22 protein-coding genes and 1 pseudogene are annotated in these 21498 nt (G+C 65.1%); 12 read left to right on the top strand and 11 right to left on the bottom strand.

Annotation, left to right across the window (positions count from 1 at the left end):
* Nucleotides 1-135: 135 nt before the first annotated feature.
* From ATE70_RS17020 to ATE70_RS16985, 8 genes are read right to left on the bottom strand one after another with little or no spacing between them, the layout of a single operon-like run.
* On the bottom strand, nucleotides 136-603 hold the full coding sequence (locus ATE70_RS17020; protein WP_058539034.1) for a nuclear transport factor 2 family protein: 468 nt from the start codon (nucleotides 601-603) through the stop codon (nucleotides 136-138).
* A complete protein-coding gene (locus ATE70_RS17015; RefSeq protein ID WP_058539033.1) occupies nucleotides 590-1678 on the bottom strand; it encodes a DUF1214 domain-containing protein in 1089 nt (362 codons plus the stop codon). The genes ATE70_RS17020 and ATE70_RS17015 overlap by 14 nt, the downstream gene beginning before the upstream one ends.
* Before the next feature lie 2 nt (nucleotides 1679-1680).
* The gene (locus ATE70_RS17010; protein ID WP_058539032.1) at nucleotides 1681-2466 is read right to left on the bottom strand and encodes an SDR family oxidoreductase; all 786 of its coding nucleotides are present in this window, start codon (nucleotides 2464-2466) and stop codon (nucleotides 1681-1683) included.
* Nucleotides 2450-3706 carry an NADH:flavin oxidoreductase gene (locus ATE70_RS17005; protein WP_058539031.1) on the bottom strand — a complete coding sequence of 419 codons (1257 nt, stop codon included), beginning with the start codon at nucleotides 3704-3706 and terminating at the stop codon, nucleotides 2450-2452. The genes ATE70_RS17010 and ATE70_RS17005 overlap by 17 nt, the downstream gene beginning before the upstream one ends.
* Nucleotides 3703-4143, bottom strand: a complete 441-nt coding sequence (locus ATE70_RS17000) for a nuclear transport factor 2 family protein (protein ID WP_058539030.1) — start codon at nucleotides 4141-4143, stop codon at nucleotides 3703-3705. The genes ATE70_RS17005 and ATE70_RS17000 overlap by 4 nt, the downstream gene beginning before the upstream one ends.
* Nucleotides 4144-4156: 13 nt before the next feature.
* On the bottom strand, nucleotides 4157-4903 hold the full coding sequence (locus ATE70_RS16995) for an SDR family NAD(P)-dependent oxidoreductase (protein ID WP_058539029.1): 747 nt from the start codon (nucleotides 4901-4903) through the stop codon (nucleotides 4157-4159).
* A gap of 2 nt (nucleotides 4904-4905) precedes the next feature.
* On the bottom strand, nucleotides 4906-5700 hold the full coding sequence (locus ATE70_RS16990; protein WP_058539028.1) for an SDR family NAD(P)-dependent oxidoreductase: 795 nt from the start codon (nucleotides 5698-5700) through the stop codon (nucleotides 4906-4908).
* A 35-nt stretch (nucleotides 5701-5735) separates the two neighbouring features.
* Nucleotides 5736-6815: a Rieske 2Fe-2S domain-containing protein gene (locus ATE70_RS16985; RefSeq protein WP_058539027.1), complete on the bottom strand. Its 1080-nt coding sequence runs from the start codon at nucleotides 6813-6815 to the stop codon at nucleotides 5736-5738.
* Between the two features lie 141 nt (nucleotides 6816-6956).
* Between ATE70_RS16985 and ATE70_RS16980 the strand changes: the two genes are divergently transcribed.
* Nucleotides 6957-7733 (top strand): SDR family NAD(P)-dependent oxidoreductase, encoded by a 777-nt coding sequence (locus ATE70_RS16980; protein ID WP_058539026.1) that lies wholly within the window; start codon nucleotides 6957-6959, stop codon nucleotides 7731-7733.
* Nucleotides 7734-7761: 28 nt separating this feature from the next.
* Here ATE70_RS16980 and ATE70_RS16975 read toward each other — a convergent pair whose 3' ends face one another.
* Nucleotides 7762-8697, bottom strand: a complete 936-nt coding sequence (locus ATE70_RS16975) for an alpha/beta hydrolase (RefSeq protein WP_058539025.1) — start codon at nucleotides 8695-8697, stop codon at nucleotides 7762-7764.
* Here ATE70_RS16975 and ATE70_RS16970 point away from each other — a divergent pair.
* The 3 genes from ATE70_RS16970 to ATE70_RS16960 all read left to right on the top strand — a co-directional run bounded on the left by ATE70_RS16970 (nucleotide 8696) and on the right by ATE70_RS16960 (nucleotide 11602).
* Complete coding sequence (locus ATE70_RS16970; protein ID WP_231732781.1) at nucleotides 8696-9883, top strand: helix-turn-helix transcriptional regulator; 1188 nt, start codon at nucleotides 8696-8698, stop codon at nucleotides 9881-9883. The genes ATE70_RS16975 and ATE70_RS16970 overlap by 2 nt on opposite strands.
* Nucleotides 9884-9979: 96 nt before the next feature.
* On the top strand, nucleotides 9980-11152 hold the full coding sequence (locus ATE70_RS16965; protein WP_231732911.1) for a sulfotransferase family protein: 1173 nt from the start codon (nucleotides 9980-9982) through the stop codon (nucleotides 11150-11152).
* Complete coding sequence (locus ATE70_RS16960) at nucleotides 11153-11602, top strand: nuclear transport factor 2 family protein (protein ID WP_058539024.1); 450 nt, start codon at nucleotides 11153-11155, stop codon at nucleotides 11600-11602.
* A gap of 13 nt (nucleotides 11603-11615) precedes the next feature.
* Here the strand turns inward: ATE70_RS16960 and ATE70_RS16955 are convergent, their stop codons facing one another.
* Nucleotides 11616-12377 carry an SDR family NAD(P)-dependent oxidoreductase gene (locus ATE70_RS16955; protein ID WP_058539023.1) on the bottom strand — a complete coding sequence of 254 codons (762 nt, stop codon included), beginning with the start codon at nucleotides 12375-12377 and terminating at the stop codon, nucleotides 11616-11618.
* A gap of 143 nt (nucleotides 12378-12520) precedes the next feature.
* Here ATE70_RS16955 and ATE70_RS16950 point away from each other — a divergent pair.
* The 5 genes and pseudogenes from ATE70_RS16950 to ATE70_RS16930 all read left to right on the top strand — a co-directional run bounded on the left by ATE70_RS16950 (nucleotide 12521) and on the right by ATE70_RS16930 (nucleotide 18157).
* Nucleotides 12521-13663: pseudogene (locus ATE70_RS16950) on the top strand (LLM class flavin-dependent oxidoreductase).
* A 201-nt stretch (nucleotides 13664-13864) separates the two neighbouring features.
* Nucleotides 13865-16123: a TonB-dependent receptor gene (locus ATE70_RS16945; RefSeq protein ID WP_058539022.1), complete on the top strand. Its 2259-nt coding sequence runs from the start codon at nucleotides 13865-13867 to the stop codon at nucleotides 16121-16123.
* Nucleotides 16124-16187: 64 nt separating this feature from the next.
* The gene (locus ATE70_RS16940) at nucleotides 16188-17177 is read left to right on the top strand and encodes a quinone oxidoreductase family protein (protein WP_231732779.1); all 990 of its coding nucleotides are present in this window, start codon (nucleotides 16188-16190) and stop codon (nucleotides 17175-17177) included.
* The gene (locus ATE70_RS16935) at nucleotides 17167-17532 is read left to right on the top strand and encodes a hypothetical protein (protein ID WP_058539021.1); all 366 of its coding nucleotides are present in this window, start codon (nucleotides 17167-17169) and stop codon (nucleotides 17530-17532) included. The genes ATE70_RS16940 and ATE70_RS16935 overlap by 11 nt, the downstream gene beginning before the upstream one ends.
* On the top strand, nucleotides 17525-18157 hold the full coding sequence (locus tag ATE70_RS16930; protein ID WP_058539020.1) for a Dabb family protein: 633 nt from the start codon (nucleotides 17525-17527) through the stop codon (nucleotides 18155-18157). Before ATE70_RS16935 ends, ATE70_RS16930 begins: the two co-directional genes overlap by 8 nt.
* Here the strand turns inward: ATE70_RS16930 and ATE70_RS16925 are convergent.
* Nucleotides 18154-18615, bottom strand: a complete 462-nt coding sequence (locus tag ATE70_RS16925) for a nuclear transport factor 2 family protein (RefSeq protein WP_231732778.1) — start codon at nucleotides 18613-18615, stop codon at nucleotides 18154-18156. The two genes, ATE70_RS16930 and ATE70_RS16925, sit on opposite strands and share 4 nt — an antisense overlap.
* Nucleotides 18616-18752: 137 nt before the next feature.
* Here ATE70_RS16925 and ATE70_RS16920 point away from each other — a divergent pair, with 137 nt between their 5' ends.
* The 3 genes from ATE70_RS16920 to ATE70_RS16910 all read left to right on the top strand — a co-directional run bounded on the left by ATE70_RS16920 (nucleotide 18753) and on the right by ATE70_RS16910 (nucleotide 21412).
* Complete coding sequence (locus ATE70_RS16920) at nucleotides 18753-19550, top strand: helix-turn-helix domain-containing protein (protein ID WP_058539019.1); 798 nt, start codon at nucleotides 18753-18755, stop codon at nucleotides 19548-19550.
* A 108-nt stretch (nucleotides 19551-19658) separates the two neighbouring features.
* The gene (locus tag ATE70_RS16915) at nucleotides 19659-21077 is read left to right on the top strand and encodes a cytochrome P450 (RefSeq protein ID WP_058539018.1); all 1419 of its coding nucleotides are present in this window, start codon (nucleotides 19659-19661) and stop codon (nucleotides 21075-21077) included.
* On the top strand, nucleotides 21077-21412 hold the full coding sequence (locus tag ATE70_RS16910) for a 2Fe-2S iron-sulfur cluster-binding protein (RefSeq protein WP_058539017.1): 336 nt from the start codon (nucleotides 21077-21079) through the stop codon (nucleotides 21410-21412). The genes ATE70_RS16915 and ATE70_RS16910 overlap by 1 nt, the downstream gene beginning before the upstream one ends.
* The last annotated feature ends 86 nt before the right edge of the window (nucleotides 21413-21498 follow it).

The following is a 21498-nucleotide window of genomic DNA, read 5'->3' as shown; positions in this document are numbered from 1 at the left end:
GCTCCATCTCCCTTCGTCATCCCGGACTTGATCCGGGATTCCGCTTTTCCTGACGCGTCGATCGGCTTCGGCCTCAAGCTGGACCCCGGATCAAGTCCGGGGTGACGATGATGGAGAGCGCGGCAACCGATCGTTTTACGCCGCCACCCAACTCGCCTTGATCCCGTCCTCCGCCAAAGTCCCGTCGACGATCGCGCGCGGTTCCGAGCGCGTGTAGCAGATTCGCCACCCCTCGGGGGTGCGGCGATAGCGGTCGTGATAGAAATTGGCGAGCAGCCGGAAACCCCCGGTGCGCGGGTCATAGGTCGCATAGCCCAGATTCCAGCGCGCGCTCGCCTCATCGCCCTTCACCTCGATCTCGGCGTTATGCCCTTGATGCACGTCGGTGATCGGCGTCGTCGCCGCCATCTGCGTGAACACCCCGATCAGCCCGTCGAGGTCGAATTCGCCCACGGGCGGAAAATCGATCACCGCGTCGTCGGTGAAGCAGGCGCGGATTGCGTCCACATCCTTGGCGTCGCAGGCATTCAGGTAACGCGCCTTCAGGCGGCGGATGTCGCTTTCGGCTTCGAGCCGCGCGATGCGGGATTCAAGGTCGGTCATCGATGGGGATTATCCTCGTTTCGGGGATGGGATGGTCGGAGGCGCCGATCCAGCGCAGCAACATGGTGCCCTGATGGTGCCCCGCGGTATCGATCCAGTTGCCGAAGCCCGGATCGTGCGGCGCGACGATCAGCGTCAGCGTGCCGTCGTCGTTCAGCCGCGCGCTGTGCCCGTTCACATGGATGCGGTGATGGCGATAATCGAGCGATTCCATCCAGTAATTATCGAGCTGGAAATTCCAGAAGCTGCATGCGGGCACGCGCGTATCGATCCGCAGCATCTCGCCGGGTTCCAGCTGCCACCAGCCATGGAGGTAGAAGATCGTCGGATCGCCGCCCGCGCGGAAAAAGGGCGTCTGGTCGGTCGTCGCCAGCCGGTTCATCTGGTTGGCCCGAAAATCCTCGGTCCACTGGACGAAGGTCCGCGCCGTGCCGGTGACAAAGGCGGTGGTGCGCTCCAGCGCCGCCGCGAGCCTGTCGGCGGACAGCGCCGCGGGGTGGGCGGGGCCGTCGATCGCCTCGATCGTCACCGTCGCGGGCACTTCGTTCGCGCGGTCGAGAAAGGTCTGGCGCACGATCACCATCGAACTGTCGTCGGCTAGAGGGAGCCAGTTGCCGTCGGCCTTTTCGCGGCTGACGATGATCTCGAACGATCCGTCGGGGGTGACCGCCATGTCGGCTGAATCGAGCTCGCCGGTCGAGGCCATCGTCCCGTCGACGGCATAACGATTGGCCTTGGTGCCGAAACTCAGGATCGGCACGTTGCCGCGTGTGCCCCGGATGCGGTAACGCCGCGCGCCCGACACGGTCGCGTTCATATAGATATTGTCGGGATTGTCGGCGCCGATCTTCGCCGTCTCGTGCGATGCGGCATAAAAGCTCGGAAAATCGGGGTCGGCATGTTCAAGCTGCATGTCGAGCGCGATGCGCAGCAGCCGGGTCAAGTAGCGATAGCCCTCGGCGCGGTCGAGCGGGTTCGCGGCGGCTTCCGCGCCGGTGACGATCTCGCCCGCAGCCTCGAGCCGCCGGCAGAAGTCGCGCCAGACATCGGGCGACAGGATGCGATCTTCGGTCATCGTCAGGGCGCCATATACTGGCCGCCGTTGACGTCGAGCGTCGCGCCGGTGACCATTTTTGCATAATCGGAGAGGAAGAAGAGCACGCTCTTCGCGCAATCTTCCTCAGGCGGAATGACGCCGAGCGGGATGCGCCCGGTGATTTCGCCGATCACCGCATCGCGGTCCTGTCCGCCCGCGGCGGCGCGGTCGATATAGTCATAGACGGGCTTGCCGCCGATCCAGCCCATCCGCGTCGCGTTGACCCGGATGTTAAAGCGGCCAAGGTCCTTCGCCATATGTTTGGTCATCGTCGTGAGGCCGCCCTTGCCGGTGGCATAGCCGCCCTCGCCGGGAAAGGGATTGACCTGCGACATGGTCGCGACATTGACCACCGCGCCGCCGCCCGCCGCTTTCATCGCGGGCAGCACCGCCTGCGTCATCCTGAGCGCGCCGAGGCAATTGACGTCGAACACCCGCGCCCAATCCTCGGGATCGGCCTCGTCCACGGTCACCCATTCGCCGTGGATATAGGCGGTGTTGACCAGCCCATCGATCCGCCCGAACGCGTCGGCGGTTGCTTTCGCCAGTGCCGCACACTGGCCCGCATCGCCGACGTCGGTCGGCACCGCGACGGCCTCGCCGCCGCTCGCGCGGATTTCGTCCGCGATCGCTTCGATGAAATCCCGGTTGCGCGCGCCGAGCCCGACTTTCGCGCCCTCGGCGGCGGCGATCCGCGCCATCGCCTGCCCCATGCCGGGGCCGACCCCGCTGATGATGACGACCTTGTTCTCAAGCAGGCTCGGCATATTTTTCTCCCGCAAAAATGTCCTTGAGCCCGGGGTCGAGCGCGTTGCCGACCTCCGGGCAATGCGTTCCCGACGGACCGTACATCGCGGCGACGCAGCGGTTGCACGCGGTGCAGCCCGAAGCATCGGTGATCCCGCTTTGCCATTTCGCGATCAGCGCCGGATCGTGGATCAGCGCGCGTGCCAGCGCGATGGCATCGAACCCTTCGGCGGCCGCCTGCCGCGCCCCGGCGAGCGACTGGACGCCGCCCAGATAGGCGAGCTTCATCGGCGTCGGGCCGAGCGCCGCCTTCAGTTTCAGCGCGGGCTCCATCAGGTAATTTTCGCGAAATGGGGGCAGCTTCGGCACGCTGCGCTTCAGGACCGCGAATTGCAGTTTCGCGAGCCACCCGCCCTGCATCGCGGCAAGGTCGTCATAGGGCAGCGCGCTGCCGAACATCGCCCAGGTGCTTTCGATGTTACGCCCCGCCGACAGCACCAGCATGTCGGCGCCCGCCGTTTCGAGCGCGCGCGCGGTTACAATTGCGTCGTCGACCGTCGCGCCCCCCGGCACCGCGTCGGTCAGATTGATCTTGGCAAGGATCGCGAGCCGCCCGCCGGTCGCCCGCTTGACCGCCGCCAGCACCTCGGCTGGAAAGCGCACGCGGTTCGCGGCCGATCCGCCATAGCCATCCTTGCGGAAGTTGGAGAGCGGCGAGATGAACTGGTTGAGCAGATAGCCGTGCCCCATATGGATTTCGAGCGCATCGAAACCCGCTTCTTCGGCGAGCTCGGCGGCGCGTACGAACTCGCCCGTCACCGTCTCCATGTCGGCGCGGGTCATCGTACGTTGGAAAAAACGGCCCTTCAGCACGCCCATCTTGTCGATCCCGGCCGATGCCGACATCGCGCGCGGGGTCGACAGGTCGTCGATCTGGCAGAAGCTGCCGCCATGGGTGATCTGCGCCGACGCTTTCGCGCCCTCGGCATGGATCACATCGGTGACCGCGCGGTAATGCGGTACGCTTTCGCGGCTCAGCATCCCCTGTCCGGGCAGCGTGCGTCCATCGGGCGAGACCGCGAGATAGGCGAGCGTCGTCATCCCCACGCCGCCGCGCGCATAGGCGCGGTGAAAATCCAGGAGCGCACGGGTGGGGAAGGTCGCCTTGCTCATCATCTCGTTCGCGCCCGAACGGATGAAGCGATTGCGCAAGGCGATTGGCCCGATGCGGACCGGGTCGAAGGGATCGGCGGCGCTCATGGCGCGGGCTCGGGGGTGAAATCGGCGGGCGGATCCTTGACCCAGAAATCCGCTTCGGTGCGGCTCGCGATCCGCCAGCCCGCGGGCGTGCGCACCAGATCGTCGATATAGGTGCAGCCGAGCAGGAACAGATGATCGCCCTCCGGCCGCGCCAGCTGCATCGGATTGAACAGCATCGTCTTCGCGGTCGCGCGGTCGCCGTCGAGCCGGATCAGCGGCAGGCCGATCAGATGCTGGGTGACGGGGAAGGGAGCGAGCGCCTTGGCCAGCCACGGCTTGATCTCCGCCCAGTTGCCCTCAGCGCCGCCGGTGACGCGATAGTCGATCGCGGCGTCCGGCGTGAACACCGCGTCGAGCGCGTCATAATCCCTGGCGTCGATCGCAAAGACATAGGCGGCGAGCAATTGCTGGATTTCGATGATGTCGGCGGCGCTCATCTTGCTCGTTCCTTCAGCCGAAATTGGCTTGCCCACCGTCGAGCGGGATCGTCGCCCCGGTCAGGTAGCTGAGGTCGGGGCCGCACAGCGCCGCGACCGCATTGCCAATATCGTCCTCGCAATCGCCGACGCGGCGCAGCGGGATCGTGCGGAAAAATGCCTCGGCCTCGTCCGGGTTATTTTCGATCCAGCCTTGCAGGCCCGGCGAATTGGCGTGCGGCGCGATGGTGAGGACGCGGATGCCGTCGGGCCCCCATTCGGCCGCGGCGGCGCGGGTCAGCGCGCGCGTCGCCTGCTTCACAGCGGCATAGGCGCCGTAATTCGCCATGTCCCAGCGTACGGCAGCCGAACTGGCGAGGTTGATGATCGTGCCGCCACCGCGGCGCAGAAGGTGCGGATGACAGGCTTTCATCAACCGGAACGAGGCCAGCGGTCCAGAGGTGAAACCCGCCTCGAACGCGGCATCCTCGACCGACAGCAGCGGTCCGAGCGGCACCTCCTGCGCATTGTTTACGAGGATGTCGATCGCGCCGAAGTGCTGCGCGACCGCGTCCACCACGGCGCGGATCGATTCCGCGTCCTTGACGTCGGTAGCGAAGGCGGCCGCATCACTGCCGATTTCGGCCGCCACCGCTTCGAGCTTGGCGGGCGTCCGGCCAACCAGTGCGATCCGGGCGCCGCGCCGGGCAAGCGCGCGGGCAATGCCGCGCCCGACACCCTGGCCCGCGCCGGTGACGAGTGCGACCTTGCCCGCCAGCATGTTCAGGGCTGTCCGTTCAGACTGGCGGGTGCGCCGGGCAGGAAGGGCTGATAATAGCCCGCCGACCAGCCGCCATCGACCGCCAGCTCGGCGCCGCTGATATAGCTTGCATCGTCGGAGGCGATGAACAGGCTGGCGCGTGCGATTTCCTCGGGCTCGCCGATCCGCTGGAGCGGCACGCGCTCGTAGCCGACATTGAGCGCGTCGCCGGTCAGCCCGGCCGGATTGCCCATCTGGGTGTTCACGCCGCCGGGATGGACGGTGCAGACGCGAATGCCGCGCGGGCCGAGCTCGTAAGCGAGCGACTTCGACAGCCCGCGCACCGCCCATTTGCTGGCGGTATAGGCGGACAGGCCGTTGCAGCCGCGAAGGCCGTCGACCGAAGAGATGTTGACGATGACACCGCGGCCGGCCTCGGTCATCGCGCGCGCGGCATATTTGGCGCCGAGCATCGTCCCCATCACGTTGATCGCGAGGACGCGTTCGATGTCCTCGGCGGGCATCGCCTCGATCGGGCTGAAATGCACGATCGCGGCGTTGTTGATCAATATGTCGAGCTTGCCGAAGCGCGCGACCGTCGCGGCGACTACGCGTTCCCAGTCGGCTTCGGACCGCACGTCGAGCTTCTCGAACACGGCACTCTCGCCGATTTCGCTCGCAGTTTCCTGCCCCTTGTCCTCGATCACGTCGCAGAGCACCACCCTGGCGCCCTCGGCCGCGAAGAGCCGCGCGGTCGCGGCGCCCATGCCCTGTGCCGCACCCGTTACGATCGCAACTTTACCCGCGAGTCTTGCCACGCATTTTCTCCTGATTTCTGTCTGTTATGCCGCCGTCAGGCGACCTTCTGTTCGAAAGGCGCGGACAAGGTGCCGCGGGTGACGTGCGTGCCGTTGACGCGCTTCTGATATTCCTCGGCGCGCGCGCGGCTGTTGTAGAATTGGCGATACCAGATCCGCAATTTGCCGATCGGGCCGTCGCCCTGCACCGCCATCGGATTGATGCACGGCCTTTTATTGGACCAGATTTCGAAATCCTGCGCAAAGGCGGCGCAGGCCGCGGCTTGGTAGGCGCGCGCCATCGCGACATCGTCCGCGGTCGGCTCGGCATTGGGCACCTTGACCAGCAGCGCGTGCCACACCTTCACCACCCCGTCGTCGACGGGGGTGTGCGCGATCATGATGATCGACGGGAATTGCCCCGACATGCGCGATTGCAGGATGCCGGGCCCGGTATACCAGGTGTCGGTTTCGAGCGGGGCGTCGCCCTGGAGCGTGCGGTGCCCCGCGCGCAGCCGCTGGACGACGCGGTGGCCGTCGAAATCATTTTCGAAGACGTCGACGGCATCATTGCCGTGGACGGGCTCGAAATGCGCGCGGTCGGCCATATTGTCGAGAATCTCGACCGGGTGGCTGGCGAGTTCGCCCAGCCGGTCGAGCTCCCATTTCACCCAATGCGGCTGATAATATTCCTCGAACGACGGCAGCTCATATTCGGGCTCGAGCCCCTCGGGATCGTGCCACATCCAGATGCAGCCCGCGCGCTCGATCACCGGCCAGTTTTCGAGCTTGGCCGCCGCGGGGATCTTCTGCGGCGAATAGGGGATCTGGTTGCACTTGCCGTCGGGGCCAAAGCGCCAGCCATGATAGGGGCAGCGGATCGATTCGCCCTGCACATGCTCATTGTCGCGGATCACGAAGCTCGTTTCGTTCTTCGCCAGATGCGCGCCCATATGCGGGCAATAGGCGTCGACCAGATAAACCTGCCCCGACTCGCCGCGATAGAGCACCCGGTCGCGGCCGAAAAAGCGGACGGCCAGTGGGGTCGTCCCCTCCAGTTCGGCGGCGGCGGCGATCATGAACCAGCCGCGCGGAAACGCCTGGTCGCCCAGTCCATAGTCTGCGGTTGTCGCCATTGGAAATCTCCCATCCATGCCCGGTTTTGCATCAGGCATTGTCACTATGCGTTTTGAAAACTTGCGATGTCATCGCATTTCGATAATATATCTCACTATTGTCGACGTTATGCAATATTTTGTGGTTCAAGGAGGGTGAAGATGGGTGAAGGTTCGCAGTTTCCCGAGGGCGCGACGCTGATTTTCGGTGCGACCGGTGGCATCGGCGCGGCGGTTGCCGGTGAATTCGCGGCGGCGGGGAGCGACGTCGCGATCGCATGGCGCTCGAAACAGGCGGAGGCCGAGGCGCTGGCCGAGCGTATCGAGGCGTCGGGGCGCAAGGCGAGCCTGCATCAGTGCGACGTCACCGACGAGGCGGCGCTGGCCGCGACCATCGCGGGCGCCGTCGCCGCGCACGGGCGCATCCACACCATGCTGTGGGGCGCCGGCCCGCTGGTCGCGCAGGTCCATCTCGCCGATACAACCCCCGAACAATGGCGCCGTGCGATCGACGTCGAGGTCCACGGCTTTTTCGGCGCGGTGCATCGCATCCTTCCGCATATGCGCGAGCAGGGTGGCGGCTCGTTCGTTCATCTGGGTTCGGCGGGCGACCTGCGCTGGCCTGACAAGGACGGCCTGTCGGTCGCGCCCAAGGCCGCGAACGAAGCGCTGGTCCGGGGCATCGCGCGCGAGGAGGGAAAGCATGGCATCCGCGCCAACTCCATCCTCGTCGGCGTGATCGAGGCCGGCATGTTTCTCGAGCTGTCGAAACAGGGCGTGTTCGACGACGCATGGACAGCCGAGGTTCACAAGAACCTCGCGATCAAGCGCTGGGGTCGTCCCGAGGAAATCGGTCATGCCGCTGTCTTCCTTGCCTCGTCCAAAGCTGCCTACATCACAGGCCAGCAGATTGCGGTCGCGGGCGGTTACGGGGTCTGACGCGACGGCGCCGACCCCGCCGCCGCCGTTACGCCGCGGCTTCCATCGCGAAGGCGGCCCGCAATCCCCGGGCCGCCGTTCCCACCGCGACGTCGGCCTGCGGCAGCATGCCCAGCATGCTGGCAAAGCCGTGGATCACGCCGGGGAAATGATCGTGCGTCACCGCCACGCCCGCCGCCTTCAGTCGCTCGGCATAGGCGGTGCCTTCGTCGCGCAGCGGATCGAACTCGGCGGTGACGATCGTCGCCGACGGCAGGCCGGCGAGGCTGTCGGCGCGGATCGGGGTCGCAAGCGCGCCGGCGTCGCGGCTGGCGTCGCCCAGATATTGGGCCCAGAACCACTGCATCATTTCGCTGCTCAGCATATAGCCGGTGGCGTTCTCGACATAGGAGGCGCGGGTGAAGTCATTGTCGATGACGGGATAGAGAAGCAGCTGGTGCGCGATAGCCGGGCCGCCCTCGTCGCGGGTGGCGAGGCACAATGCGGCGGACAAATTGCCGCCGGCGCTGTCACCGCCGACCGCGATCCGGCCGGCGTCGATGCCGAGGGTGTCGGCCTGTTCGACCGCGGTCACGACGGCGGCGCGAACGGTGTCGAGCGCGGCCGGATAGCGATGCTCTGGCGCGCGCGGATATTCGAGCGAGAGCACCGCGATCTCGGCGGCCGCGGCGAGCGCGCGGCACAGCGGATCATGGGTGTCGAGCGTTCCGAACACCCAGCCGCCGCCGTGGATGAAGACGAGCAGCGGCAGCGTCGTTCCGGGCATGGGATGATAAAGGCGCGCGTTCACGGCTCCCGCGCTGGTATCGAGCGTGACGTCGCGGACCTCGGCGACGCCGGCCTTGGGAACGGGCATCGGCTGTTCGTCGGCCAGCCGCAGCGCGGCGGGATCGAAGGGCGCGTTCAAATGCGGCAGCGCGTTCATCATATCGAGCAACGGCGCGAGGGCGGGATCAATGGGCATGGCAAAACTCTCCGGCTTGTGGGATGGAATGGATGGAAATGAAGGTGCGATGGTGAAGGCAGGCGGACCGACCGCGGAATTTTCGAAGCTGCTCGCCGACCTGTTCGGCGGCTTGCTGACGGACACGCCGTGGGAGGATTTCCTGCGCGGTCTCGCGCTCCATCTCGACGGCACCTACGCGACGTTGATCCTGACGATGCCGGGCACGCGCAAGCCCGGGACGATCGTCACCCCCGACGCCGATCCGCAAACCAGCGAAGACTATGCCGAAAGCTTCTTTGCCAGCGACCCGTTCAAGGGGCTGCCCGAAGGCAAGGTCCTGTCGTTCAGCGACTTTGTGCAGGGCGCGGCGCGCACGAGCGATTTCTGGCGCGACTTCCTCGAAGCCGCGGGGGGCGACCAGATTCTGGGCGTCGACCTGCGTTTCGACAGCGGGTTCGAGGCGCGGCTTCGCGTGACACGCGACCGCAGCCGTCACGATTTCGGCGCCGCCGAGCGCGATGCGTTGCAGGCGCTCGTTCCGCATCTGCGCCATGCCATCCAGCTGTTCGAACGGTTGCAGGCGTCGGGCGCCGAGCATGGCGTCTATCGCGGCGTTGTCGAACAGATGGGCGTCGCGGCGATCACCCTCGACCACGACGGAAAGGTGATCCGCACCAACGCGGTCGCCGAGCGGCTGCTGGCCGAGGAAGACGGGCTGACGCTGGCGGGCGGGCGGCTCCGGCTGGCGGCGGGCAGCGCGCACCGCACGCTCGAAAAACTGCTCAAATTGCTCAGCGCGGAGGCCGACCCCGCCGCCGCGCCGCCGCAGCGCTTCCGAATTGAGCGGCCCTCGGGGCGGCGCGACCTGGGCGTCGTCGCCAAGGCGGTGACGACGCCGGCCTTCATGCGCGGCGGCAAGGGTGCCGCGCTCGCCTTGTTCATCAGCGATCCGGGGCAGGATGCGGCGCCCGATCCCGAAGCGATCCGCGACCTGTTCCAGCTGACGCGGATGGAGGCGATGCTGGCCGCGGCGCTTGCCGGTGGCGGTTCGCTCGTCGAAGCCGCCGACCGGCTGGGCATCGCGCACAACACCGCGCGCTCGCACCTGCGCTCGATCTTCGCCAAGACCGGCGCCCGGCGCCAGTCGCAGCTCGTCCACCTGCTCCACGCCGGAATGACCGAATTGGGTGGCTCCAGCACCTAAGGGTGTTGCTTCTTTCTGCGTAGATGATAGCATGTGTGAATACGAATATCGTATGTCATACATAAAATTGCTATCATAATGCAGAGAGGATGTGCCGTGAAAGAGGCAATTGGCCAAGTGCCGAATCGCGACGTGCTGGTGGCGCGAGCGTGCGAGCAGGCGGGGCTTTCGGATTTCGGCGATACCTGGTTCTTCGCCAATATCGACGCGCTGATCCCCGCGCTCAATGCCGAAGCCCGGCTCAGCGAAGCGGGCGTTGCGAGCGCCTCGGCGATGATCGTGAACGGCCTCGTCAACCGCCTGCGCCATATCGACCTCATCAAGCGCCACCCCGAGATTCTCGGCGAGGAGGTCGAGGTCGCGGCCGTGGTCGTCGGGCTGCCACGCACCGGCAGCACGATGCTGCACCGGATGCTCGCGTCGGCCCCGGGAATGACCGGCACGCGCTGGTTCGAGACGCAGAATTACGCGCCCTTTCCAGGCGAAGTGCGCGGCGATCCCGAACCGCGCCGCGAAGCCGCCCGCGGCTTCCTCGACTATATGCTCGCCACCATCCCCGACCTCATGTCGATCCATCCGATGAGCATCGACCAGCCCGACGAGGAACTCATCATCCTCGGCCAGCTCTATTCGAGCACAATGATCGAGGGGACCTATCATGTCCCCGGCTATGCGCGCTGGCTGACCGAAAACGACCGCGTCCAATGCTACCGCGACCTCAAGCAGATCCTCCAGTCGCTGCAATGGCAGGACCAGAGCCGCGCGGGGGCGAAATGGGTGCTCAAGACCCCGGGTCATCTGCTTGCGCTCGATGCGGTGATCGAAGTCTTCCCGGAGGCGAAGATCGTGATGACCCACCGCGATCCGGTCGCGACGGTGCCGAGCTATTGCAGCATGGAGCACAGTCTTTACCAGATGGTGTCCGACCGCGTCGATCCGGCGAGCGTCGCCGCCTTCTGGGTACCGCGGCTCGCCGAGCTGCTCGACCGTTTCATGGCGGTCCGCGGCGAGGTCGCGGGACAGAATTTCATCGATGTCCGCTACGCCGATCTGCTGGGCGATCCGATCGGTGAGGGCGTGCGCGTGCTCGAGGCTGCGGGGATCGACGTCACCGACGCGGTGCGCGCGGGCATGGCCGAATGGACCGAAGCGAACAAGCGCGAGGATCGCGCGCCGCATAAATATGCGCTTGAGGATTTCGGCTTGGTCCGCTCCGATGTAGAACAGCGTTTCGCGGCCTATCGAGCCGCCTTCCTGGGAGGGGAATAGATGATGACCGAAGCCGTCAACCTCGCTGCGATCGAGGAGATAAGGTTGCTCAAGGCGCGTTATGTGCGCGCGCTCGACACCAAGGACTGGACGCTGCTGCGCAGCTTGCTGACCGAGGACATGATCGGCGACTTTCGCGAAATGCCGGGTGAAACCGACGAAGGATTGCTGACCAACGGCGCCGACGCCTTTGTCGCAGGGGTCGCCGCGACGCTCGAACATGCCACGACGGTCCATCATGTCCACAGCTTCGAAATCCGCTTCACCGGCGCGCGCGACGCCGAGGGCATATGGGCGATGGACGACCATTTCTGGGCGGGCGAGGGGAGCGACCTTGCCGGTCGCTCGCGCCACGGTTTCGGACATTATCACGACTGTTATCGCAAGGCGCGCGGGCGCTGGCTGATCGCCAGGACCCGGCTCAGCCGCATCCGCGTCGAGCGCGACTGACGCGCCCTCCGGCTCATTCGGGCATCGGCGGGTAGCTGGCGAGGAAGCCCGCATCGGCGATAATTTCCTGGCCGTTGATCCCGCCCGAGCGCGGGCTGGCCAGGAACAGGGCGAGTTCGGCGATATGCTGCGGCAGGAGCAGGCCATCCGCCGGGAGCGCGAGCGCGTCGGCGGGCTGGATCGGTGCCTGTTCGGTCACGCCGAGGATCGCGGTCGCGACGGGACCGGGGCAGATCGCGTTGACCCGAAGTCCGCGCCGCGCGAAGCTTTGCGAGGCTGAACGCACCGCGCCGATCACGCCATGCTTCGCGGCGCTGTAGGCCGCGGCGACGTTGAGGCCGATCATGCCCGAGGTCGAGGCGGTCACCACCGCGGCGCCGCCCGGTTCGAGCGCGGGCAGCACCGCCTGCAGGCCGAGAAATGCACCCTTCAGGTTGATCGCGATCATGCTGTCGAGCGTCGCCGCGTCGGTGTCCTCGAAGACAATCTGTGCATAGGCGCCGGCGTTCAGGAAGGCGGCGTCGAGCCGGCCGAACTCCTGCTTTGCCGCGGCGACCATCGCCGCATTGTCCGCCTCACTGCTGACGTCGCAGCGGATGGCGCGCGCGCGGCCGCCGGCGGCGCGTATCTTTTCGGCGATCGCTTCGGCGCCGGCTTCGTTGATGTCGGCCACGATCACCGCGGCGCCCTCTTCGGCGAAGCGCAGCGATGCCGCCACGCCGATTCCCGAAGCGCCGCCGGTCACCAGCGCGACCTTGCCCTCGAACATGCCCATCTCGATCCTCTCTCCATCCGTCGTTGCCCGATTTCGTAGCACCGGCGGGGGCAGGCGAATTGATCCAATTGGACGAGGAGCGGGTGCGAACGGGCGCCTTATGCTCGCAAAAAACGCGGCATGACGGAGAGGATCGGACAGCCATGAAATTCTCGATCATTTACGAAGCGCAGATGGTGGACACTTCGCGCGCGAACGAAGCGCGCTGTTTCCACGAGATCGTCGAGCAATCGCTGCTCGCCGAGGCGATGGGCTTCGACACCGTCTGGGCGGTCGAGCACACCGCGCTCACCCAATATGCGCATATGTCGGCGCCCGAGACCTTCCTCGCCTTTCTTGCCGGCAAGACGACGCGGCTTGGCATCGGGCACGGCGTCGTCTGTCTGCCGCCGGCGATGAACCATCCGGTCAAGGTCGCCGAACGCATCGCGACGCTCGATATTCTATCGAAAGGCCGCGTCCATTTCGGCATGGGCAAGGGCGGCACGCAGCAGGAGGCGGGAACCTTCGGCTATGACCTTGGCGCTCTTCAGCCGATGATCGATGAATCGATGTAGCTGATCCCGAAAATCATGGTGCAGGACGAGATCGAACATGATGGCGAGTATATTCAGATCCCGCGCCGCCCAATCCATCCCAAACCGTATCAGGACCCGCACCCGCCGCTCTATATGGCGTGCACGCGCGCCGACGCGCTGACCACCGCGGGCGCGCGCGGCATCGGCGCGCTGGTGCTCGGCTTTGCGGGGCCCGACGACATCGCGAGCAAGAATGCGATTTATCGCGCCGCCTGGGCGAGCCGCAAGGCCAAGGATCAGGTCGGCTTTCGCCCGACCGAGCATCTTGCGGCGCTCTGTCCTGCGCTGGTGCTCGACGACCGCGAAAAGGCGCGAAAAATCGGTCTGCGCGGGCAGCGCTTCTTCGTCGAATCGCTGGGATACTGGTATCAGGGCGGCCCCAAGCCGACGGTCGAAGATTTGTCGGGCGATGAACAGGCGGCGATCCTCCAGCAGGAAAAGGCGGCGGTCGTCGCCTATTTGTCCGAGGAAAAGATCACCATCGGCTCCGAACATACCGGGGCTTATGAAGAAGTGCAGGACGCCTATGGCACCCCCGACGACTGCATCCGCTACGTCCAGCGGCTGTTCGACGCGGGGGCCGACGAAATCCTCTTCCTCTTCCAGATGGGCGCGGTGCCGCACGACGTGATCCTGGAAACGATCCGCAACATCGGAACCCATGTGATCCCGCATTTCAGGGCGCAGGCCGCGGTCGCTGCACAATAGCGGTTTGCGTACCGCCCGGTGAGTAGCGTCGCGGGGCGGCCTTGGCGTAAGGCCATGAAATGCGACAAAAAGCCCTGACAGATAAACGCATAATATATATAAGAATGTCATTTGATGTTGAAATGCGTTCTATGGAATGTCATTTGCGATGCATAAGAGAAGCATCATCCCGGAGATGATCCGGGTCGCAGAGGGGCAATTATGAAATATTACAGGCATTTCGCGCGCACTTCGGTTGCGCTGGCGGCGCTCGTCGCGGCGCATCCGCTTCTTGCGCAGGAGCAGGCGCCCGCCGCCGAGGACACGGCGAGCGAAGCCGAATCCACCGAAATCGTCGTCACCGCGCGCCGGCGCGAGGAAAAGCTGCAGGACGTGCCGATTGCGATCACCGCGATCGGCGGCGCGCAGCTCGACTCGCGCGGCTTCGACGGCGTCACCGACGTCGGCCAGGTCGCGCCAAACCTCCAGTTCACGCCGGGGCAGGGCGGCAACAGCGGCGGCGTCTCGGCGTTCATCCGCGGCGTCGGCGAGAATGACTTCATCATCACCTCCGATCCCGCGGTCGCGCTCTATATCGACGGCGTCTATGTCGCGCGAAGCTTTGGCGCGACCACCGAGCTTCTGGGCATCGACCGGATCGAAGTGCTGCGCGGGCCGCAAGGGTCGCTGTTTGGAAAAAATACGATCGGCGGCGCGATCAGTGTCGTCTCGCGCGTGCCGACGGGTGACCGGCTCGAAGGCGACGTCCGCTACGGCTCTTTCAACGATCTCCGGCTGCGCGCCAATGTCGAGGCGGGGCTGACGGACAATCTCGCGATCGGCGTCGCCGCGCTCGGCGAATGGGGCGAGGGTTGGCAGAAAGTCCCCTCAGGCAAGAATCTCGGCAATCGCAATGTCCAGGCGGGTCGGCTGACGCTGCATTATGACGCGTCGCCGATCGATGCGGTGCTGACCGTCGACGGGCTGCGCCGCCGTCAGAACAGCACGCCGCACAGCATGCTGTCCTTCACCCCGACCTTCTTCTCGGGGCTGCAATCGGGCTTCATCGCGCCGTGCTGCACTGCGCCCGGCAGCATCAACCGCACCGACACCACCGACTTCCTCAACCGCGACGATACCGATGCCGCTAACGCGACGCTGACGCTCTCGGCCGATCTCGGCGCTGGCACTTTGAAGTCGATCAGTGCCTATCGCTGGGTCCATGCGATCTTTGGGCGCGACGGCGATGCGTCGGCGGCGGTCAATTATGCGGGCGACATTCATGACGAGAGCGCGCGCCAGATCTCGCAGGAACTGCAATATGCGACCAGCCTGTTCGATCGCGGCACGCTGCTCCTCGGTGCCTATTATTTCCGCGAAAAATCGCGCGACGATACCCTGCTCTACGTCGCCGACGGGCTTTATCCGCGCCTGATCGCGGCGGGTTTCGATCCCGCGCTGGCGACCGCGCTCGATTTCAACATCGACTTCGCCAACCGCCAGAAGACGACCAATTTTGCGCTGTTCGGCAACGCCACTTTCGATGTCACCGATGCGCTGACGCTCGAAGTCGGGGCGCGCTACACGTGGGAAAAGAAGGTCTGGGATCAGGCCGCGATGCGGATCTACAGCCAGCAGCCGCTGCTCGCGGGCATGCCTTCGTACAGGCTGAGCGAGGACTGGAAGGCATTCACGCCGCGCGCGTCGCTCTCGTATAAATTCACCCCCGACATCCTCGGCTATGTCTCGTGGTCGCGGGGGTTCCGCAGCGGCGGCTTCAACGGGCGGCCGACGTCGGTCGAGGAAATCGGCTCCTACGATCCCGAATATCTGACGGCATATGAGGCCGGGCTCAAGACCACGCTCGGCGGGCTCGTCACGCTGAATCTCTCGGCCTTCCGCAACGATTACAAGGATCAGCAACTGCTGATCTCGACGGTCAGCCCGAACACCGGGCTGATCGTGGTGCGCACCGACAATGCCGGCAAGTCGCGGATCCAGGGGATCGAACTCGAAGCCGACGTCCGCGTCTCGCGCGAACTGCGGCTCAGCGGCGCCTTCGGCTATCTCGATGCGAAATATCTGCGCTACACCTCGGTGATCGGCGGCGTTCCGACCGACGTCAGCTTCCGCAATCCCAAGCAGGCGCCCGATCTCACCGCGAGCGGCAGCATCGTCTATTCGACCGCGCTGTCGGACCGCGTCGATGCGAGCTTCCGCCTCGACGCCGCCTACCGCAGCCTCACCTGGATCGATGTCGAGAATTCGCCGCTGATGCGCGCACCCGATCATGCGATCCTGAACGCCAGCGCCGAATTCACGCTGCCCGCCAAGGGGCTGTCGCTTCGCCTCGCGGTCGACAATATCACCGACAAGCGCGTGCTGACGGCGGGCTATGACGCCTCGACCAGCTTCGGCTTTGTCGAGGGCTATTATAATGAACCGCGCCGTTACTGGGCCACGCTCAGCTTCCGGCGCTGACGGGGCAGGGTTCGGCCGCATGGCGCGGCCGGACCCTTTGCCATCGGTCGATAAGGAGAACGGCATGCGCGCGATGGTGATCAACGGGTTCGGCGGTCCCGAACAGCTTGTCTGGGGCGAGTTGCCCACGCCCGAAGCCGGCGCGGGCGAGGTGCTGGTCCGGGTGATCTGCGCCGGGGTCAATCCCGCCGACTGGAAAACGCGGGTCGGCAAGCTGTCGGCCTATATCGACTATCATTTTCCGTTCGTGCTCGGTTTCGACTTCGCCGGCATTGTCGAGGCGGTGGGCGAGGGTGTCGATGCCTTCGGTCCCGGCGACCGCGTCTTCGGCATGTCGAAACAGGGGCAGGGGCGCGATGGCTCCTATGCCGAATATTGCATCGCCGACGCGGCCTTTGTTGCGCCTTTGCCGCGCGGGTGGAGCTTCGCGCAGGCGGCCGGGCTTCCGGTCGCGGGGACGACGGCGTATGGCGGGCTTGCCGATGTCGGCGGATTGTCGGCGGGGCAGACCGTGCTTATCAACGGTGGTGCGGGCGGCGTCGGCAGCCTCGGCATCCAGATCGCGCACGCGCTTGGTGCGCGCGTCGCGACCACCTGCGGCCCCGACAATATCGCCTATGTCACGGGTTTCGGAGCCGGCCATGCGATCGACTATCGCGCTGGCGATGTCGCGCAGGCGGTACGCCAATGGGCGCCGGGCGGCGTTGATCTCGTTCTCGATGCGGTCGGGCTCGACAGCCTGCTTCCGTCCGCCGCCGATATTGTCGCGCCGGGCGGCCGCTATGTCGAAATCGCGACTTTGGTGTCGCAGGCGAGCGCCGATGAGGTTGCGCATGCCGCGGCGAACGGGGTGAGCATCCTGTCGAACATGAACGCCGTCATCCGCCTGCCGCAGCATCTGAAGGAACTGGCCGCACTATGCGCCGCGGGCGGGGTGAAGCCGCCCGCAATCGAGATCCTGCCGCTCGGCGAAGCCGCCGAGGCGCATCGCCGCATCGAAGGACAGCATGTCCGCGGCAAGATCATCCTGGAGGTGGCATCCCATGGCGACTGATGGCACCGCGGCAGCGCCGATGGTCCATGCGATCGACGAGATCGTCGCGAAGCCCGGCGAGGGCAAGGCGCTGCTTGGCGACTATCTGGCGCGCTATGCACCCGGCGCTCGGGCGCGCGGGATGACTTTGGAACAGATCCTTGTCAGCCCGCCGATGTGGCTCGACGATCAGTCGAACACACTCGTCTTTCGCTGGTCGCTCGCCGGCGCGGAGGCGTGGTGGCAAATGCGCTTTGTCGGCGGCAACGACCCCGACGTCGCCGCCTGGTGGGCCGATGCCGACGCGCGCGCGGTCAGTCGCCGGCGTTTCTTCGCCTCGGACCCTGCCGATATCGAAAGGCTCTGCGATGTATAAGCTGACCCGGCTCGTCACCCTGTCCGATCCCGCGAGTGTGTCGGCGTTGGCCGATGAGATACACGCGCTGGCTACGGCGCACTCCGCCTATCGCCAGCTGGTCGCACCCACCTTGGCCGGCAGCCATTTCGGCGGCGACCTCCTCGCGCATTTCGCGTTCGACGATGCCGCGAAGCGCGCCGATTTTGACGCCGCGCTCGCGCCGCTGCTCGCCGCGCCCGCGGTCGCCTCGGTCGACGGCGTCGCCTATCGGAGCGAGGAATGTGGGAAGTCCGGTCCCGAGCTTGCGAACGGCATCTATCGCGTGCTGCTGCTCAGCGTCGATGAAGGCACCGACCCCGCCCTTGTCGAGCGCTTCGAGGCGGAAACGCGGATGATGCCATATTATATCGCCGCGATCCGGGGCTGGCAGTTGAGCCGCGCCGACGAGGCGATCGGCGCGCGCCGCTGGACGCACGTCTGGGAACAGGAATATGCCGACGCCGGCGGGCTGATGGGCCCCTATATGATGCACCCCTATCACTGGGCGCGGATCGATCGCTGGTTCGACCCCGAATGTCCCGACCGCATCGTCGATGCGCGGCTCTGTCACAGTTTCTGCGGATTCGAGGGCAGGGTGATCTAGCAAAGCGAACTTGGGACTCGCGCGCTTGTCACCGCCGTTCCGCGCTTGATCGCGCAGGTGTAGATGCGCTTGCTGACCCGCCAGCCTTTGTCTGTGCGGACCAGTTCGTCGTCATATTGGCCCCACATCGAATATTGCTCGCCGGGATAGTCGCCTTGGCCGAGATGTTCGGCATAATAATGGACCTTGGCCGCCGCGGTGTCGCCGTCGATGGTGATGCGGAAATTGCCGACATTGTGATGCGTCGGCCCGCAATTCGAATCGGTGCCAAGGTTCGCGTGCATCGAGGCGATCAGGCTGGCGCGGTCAGGGCTGATGACGCCCGGACCCAGCGCTTGCGTATAGTCGCCTGTCGCATCTTCCGTGAACACCTCGTGCAGATCGTCGAAGTGTTTGGTGTCGACGATTTCGCAATAACGAATGTAGACTTGCTCGATCGTCCGTTGGTCCAGCAACATTTGCAGCGATCCCATCTTCCCTCCACTGGACATCATCATTTCTCCCATGCGTATCGCCATCATGTTTGTGCATGGAAAAACGCATAGGCAAGTCGTATTGTAAAAATTATGCTGATTTGCGTAGAATTTGGAGGGTCATGATGACGACGAAAGCGGGGCTGGGCAGCCAGTCCAACTATCTGGTCGAGGCGCTGAAGCGCGTGCTGAAAGAGCGCGGGCTGACCTATGCCGATGTTGCGGCGGCGCTCGGCATCAGCCACGCCAGCGTTCGTCGGACCTTCGCGCAGCGCAGCTTCACGCTCGCGCGGATCGACGAAATCTGCGAACTCGCCGGGATCAATTTTCTCGAACTCGCGCGGCTTGCCGACGCGTCGCAGCCCGCGATGCCCGATATGCTCAGCGACGCGCAGGAGCAGGCGCTGGTCGACGATCCGCTCGCGCTCTTCTGCTTTCACCTCGCGACCGGCGGCTGGACTGTCGAACGGATCGAGAGGGATTATGGTATCGACCAGACCTTGCTGATCCCGGCGCTGATGAAGCTCGAACGCATCGGGTTGATCCAGTTGCTCCCCGGCAACATCATCCGCCTGATGACCGCGCGCAGCATCAGCTGGCGCCGCGGCGGGCCGATGCGGCGTTTCTTCGACCGGCGGGTCAAGGAGGAGTTTCTCCAATATGACTTCTCGGCAAAGGGCTCGATCTGGGAATTCGAGATCGGCGAGCTGTCCGATGCCTCGCGCATCTTGCTCGAACGCCGGCTCGTCAGCCTGTTTCGCGAAGTCCGCGACCTGATCGCGCGCGATGCCTTGCTGCCGCCTGCGGTGAAGACCAATGTCGGCTTGCTGATCGCATCGACCCCGATCCCGTTGCCGATGGTCGCCCGCGACGTCACCGCAGGCGCGTTTGGCGCCAAAAGTCGCGAAAGACGATCCTGAAAGGATTAAAATTCGCTACAATCATGCGACCCTCTCGGCGGTGCGGGGCACCGGCGCGATACCCGATTGCAAGCCGGCCTCGACGCCGGCGCGAGAGGGAGAAATTCGATGTCGGCAATCGCCATGCAGCCACCCGCGATGCGCGGCGGCGTTCCGCTCCTCGGTCACCTGACAGACTTCTTCAAGGATCCGGTCGGATTGCTGCGCCGGGGCTATCAGGAACATGGTCCGATCTATTCGTTCCGCATGGGCGGGCGGAACATGGTCGTGATGCTCGGACCCGACAATAATCGCTTTGTCTTTCAGGAAACCGACAAGCTGCTGTCGATCCGTGAATCGATGCCCTTCTTCCACAAGATGTTCTCGCCCAATTTCTACTCCTTTGCCGAGATGGAGGAGTATCTGAACCAGCGCGCGGTCATCATGCCGCGCTTCAAGGCTTCGGCGATGAAGCAATATGTGCCGGTGATGGCGGAGGAGACGATGGCGCTCTGTCACCGCCTCGGCGACAGCGGGGAGTTCGATCTTATCTCGACCTTGGGGCCGGTCGTCATGGACATCGCGGCGCACAGCTTCATGGGGCGCGATTTCAAGCAGAAGCTGGGTCATGAATTTTTCGAGCTGTTTCGCGACTTCTCGGGCGGGATGGAATTTGTCCTGCCGCTCTGGCTCCCGACGAAGAAGATGCGTCGCAGCCAGGCCGCCAAGAAAAAGCTTCACCGAATCCTTGGCGACTGGATCAGGCGGCGGCGCGCCAACCCGGTCGAGCCTGCTGATTTTTTCCAGGACATGGTGGCATCGACCTATCCCGACGGCCGCCCGATCCCCGACGAGCTGATCATCCACATGATCCTGCTCCTCGTCTGGGCGGGGCATGAAACGACCGCGGGACAGGTCAGCTGGGCGATGATCGATATCCTCCAGAACCGCGAATATCAGGATGTGCTGCGGGGTGAGATTGGGGCCATATTGGGTTCGGCCTCGGGCGCCGATCTCAGCTGGGAACAGGCGATCGCGATGCAGAAAATGGATCTGGCGCTGCGCGAGACCGAGCGGCTGCATCCCGTCGCCTTCACGATGATCCGCAAGGCGGCGGCCGATTTCGAGCGCGACGGTTATCAGGTTCGCGAAGGCGACTGGATCCTGCTCGCGCCCTCGGTCAGCCACCGGATGAGCGAAATCTTCGACCGCCCCGACGACTATGATCCCGAGCGCTTCAACACCGAACGCGCGGACAGCAAAGTCGAATCGAACAGCCTGATCGGCTTTGGCGGCGGCATGCACCGCTGCGCCGGGGTCAATTTCGCGCGGATGGAGATGAAGGCGCTGATCGCCATCCTGCTCCAGCGATACGACATGGAATTGATCGACACGCCGCGCCCGATCGCCGGTGCCGGCACCTATTGGCCCGAACAACCGTGCCGGGTGCGCTACAAGCGCCGGACCATAGCAGCGGGCGCGCCGGCCGACCTTGATGCGGTTGCGGCGGCGGCAGGATGTCCCGCGCACGCGAAGGGTGCGAACTGATGGCCCGCGTCACCTATGTCCAGCCCGACGGGAGCGAAAAGACCTGCACCAACTTCGAGGGCATGGCGGTCATGCATCTTGCCATCGGCAACCTCGTCGACGGGATCGATGCGCTGTGCGGCGGCGTCCGCCAGTGTGGCACCTGCCACGTCTATGTTGACGATGCCTGGATCGACCGAGTCGGGCCGCCGGGCGAGGACGAGGCCATCATGCTCGATGCGCTGTCCGACGCGATCGCGGTAACAGCGGGCAGCCGGCTGAGTTGCCAGATTCATATCACCGAGGAACTGGACGGGCTGAGGGTGCATATCCCCAAAGAACAGCCCGGGGTTTGAATGAGTTAGGGGCGGTAACTGGGGCGGCTTTGCCGCCCCTTTTTTTGTCCGCGCCCCCACCCCCAAAAGGGGGTGTTGAATTACCT

The organism is Sphingopyxis sp. H053 (assembly GCF_001468225.1).
In the GTDB taxonomy this organism is placed as follows: domain Bacteria; phylum Pseudomonadota; class Alphaproteobacteria; order Sphingomonadales; family Sphingomonadaceae; genus Sphingopyxis.
This window is presented reverse-complemented; position numbering and strand designations above follow the sequence as displayed.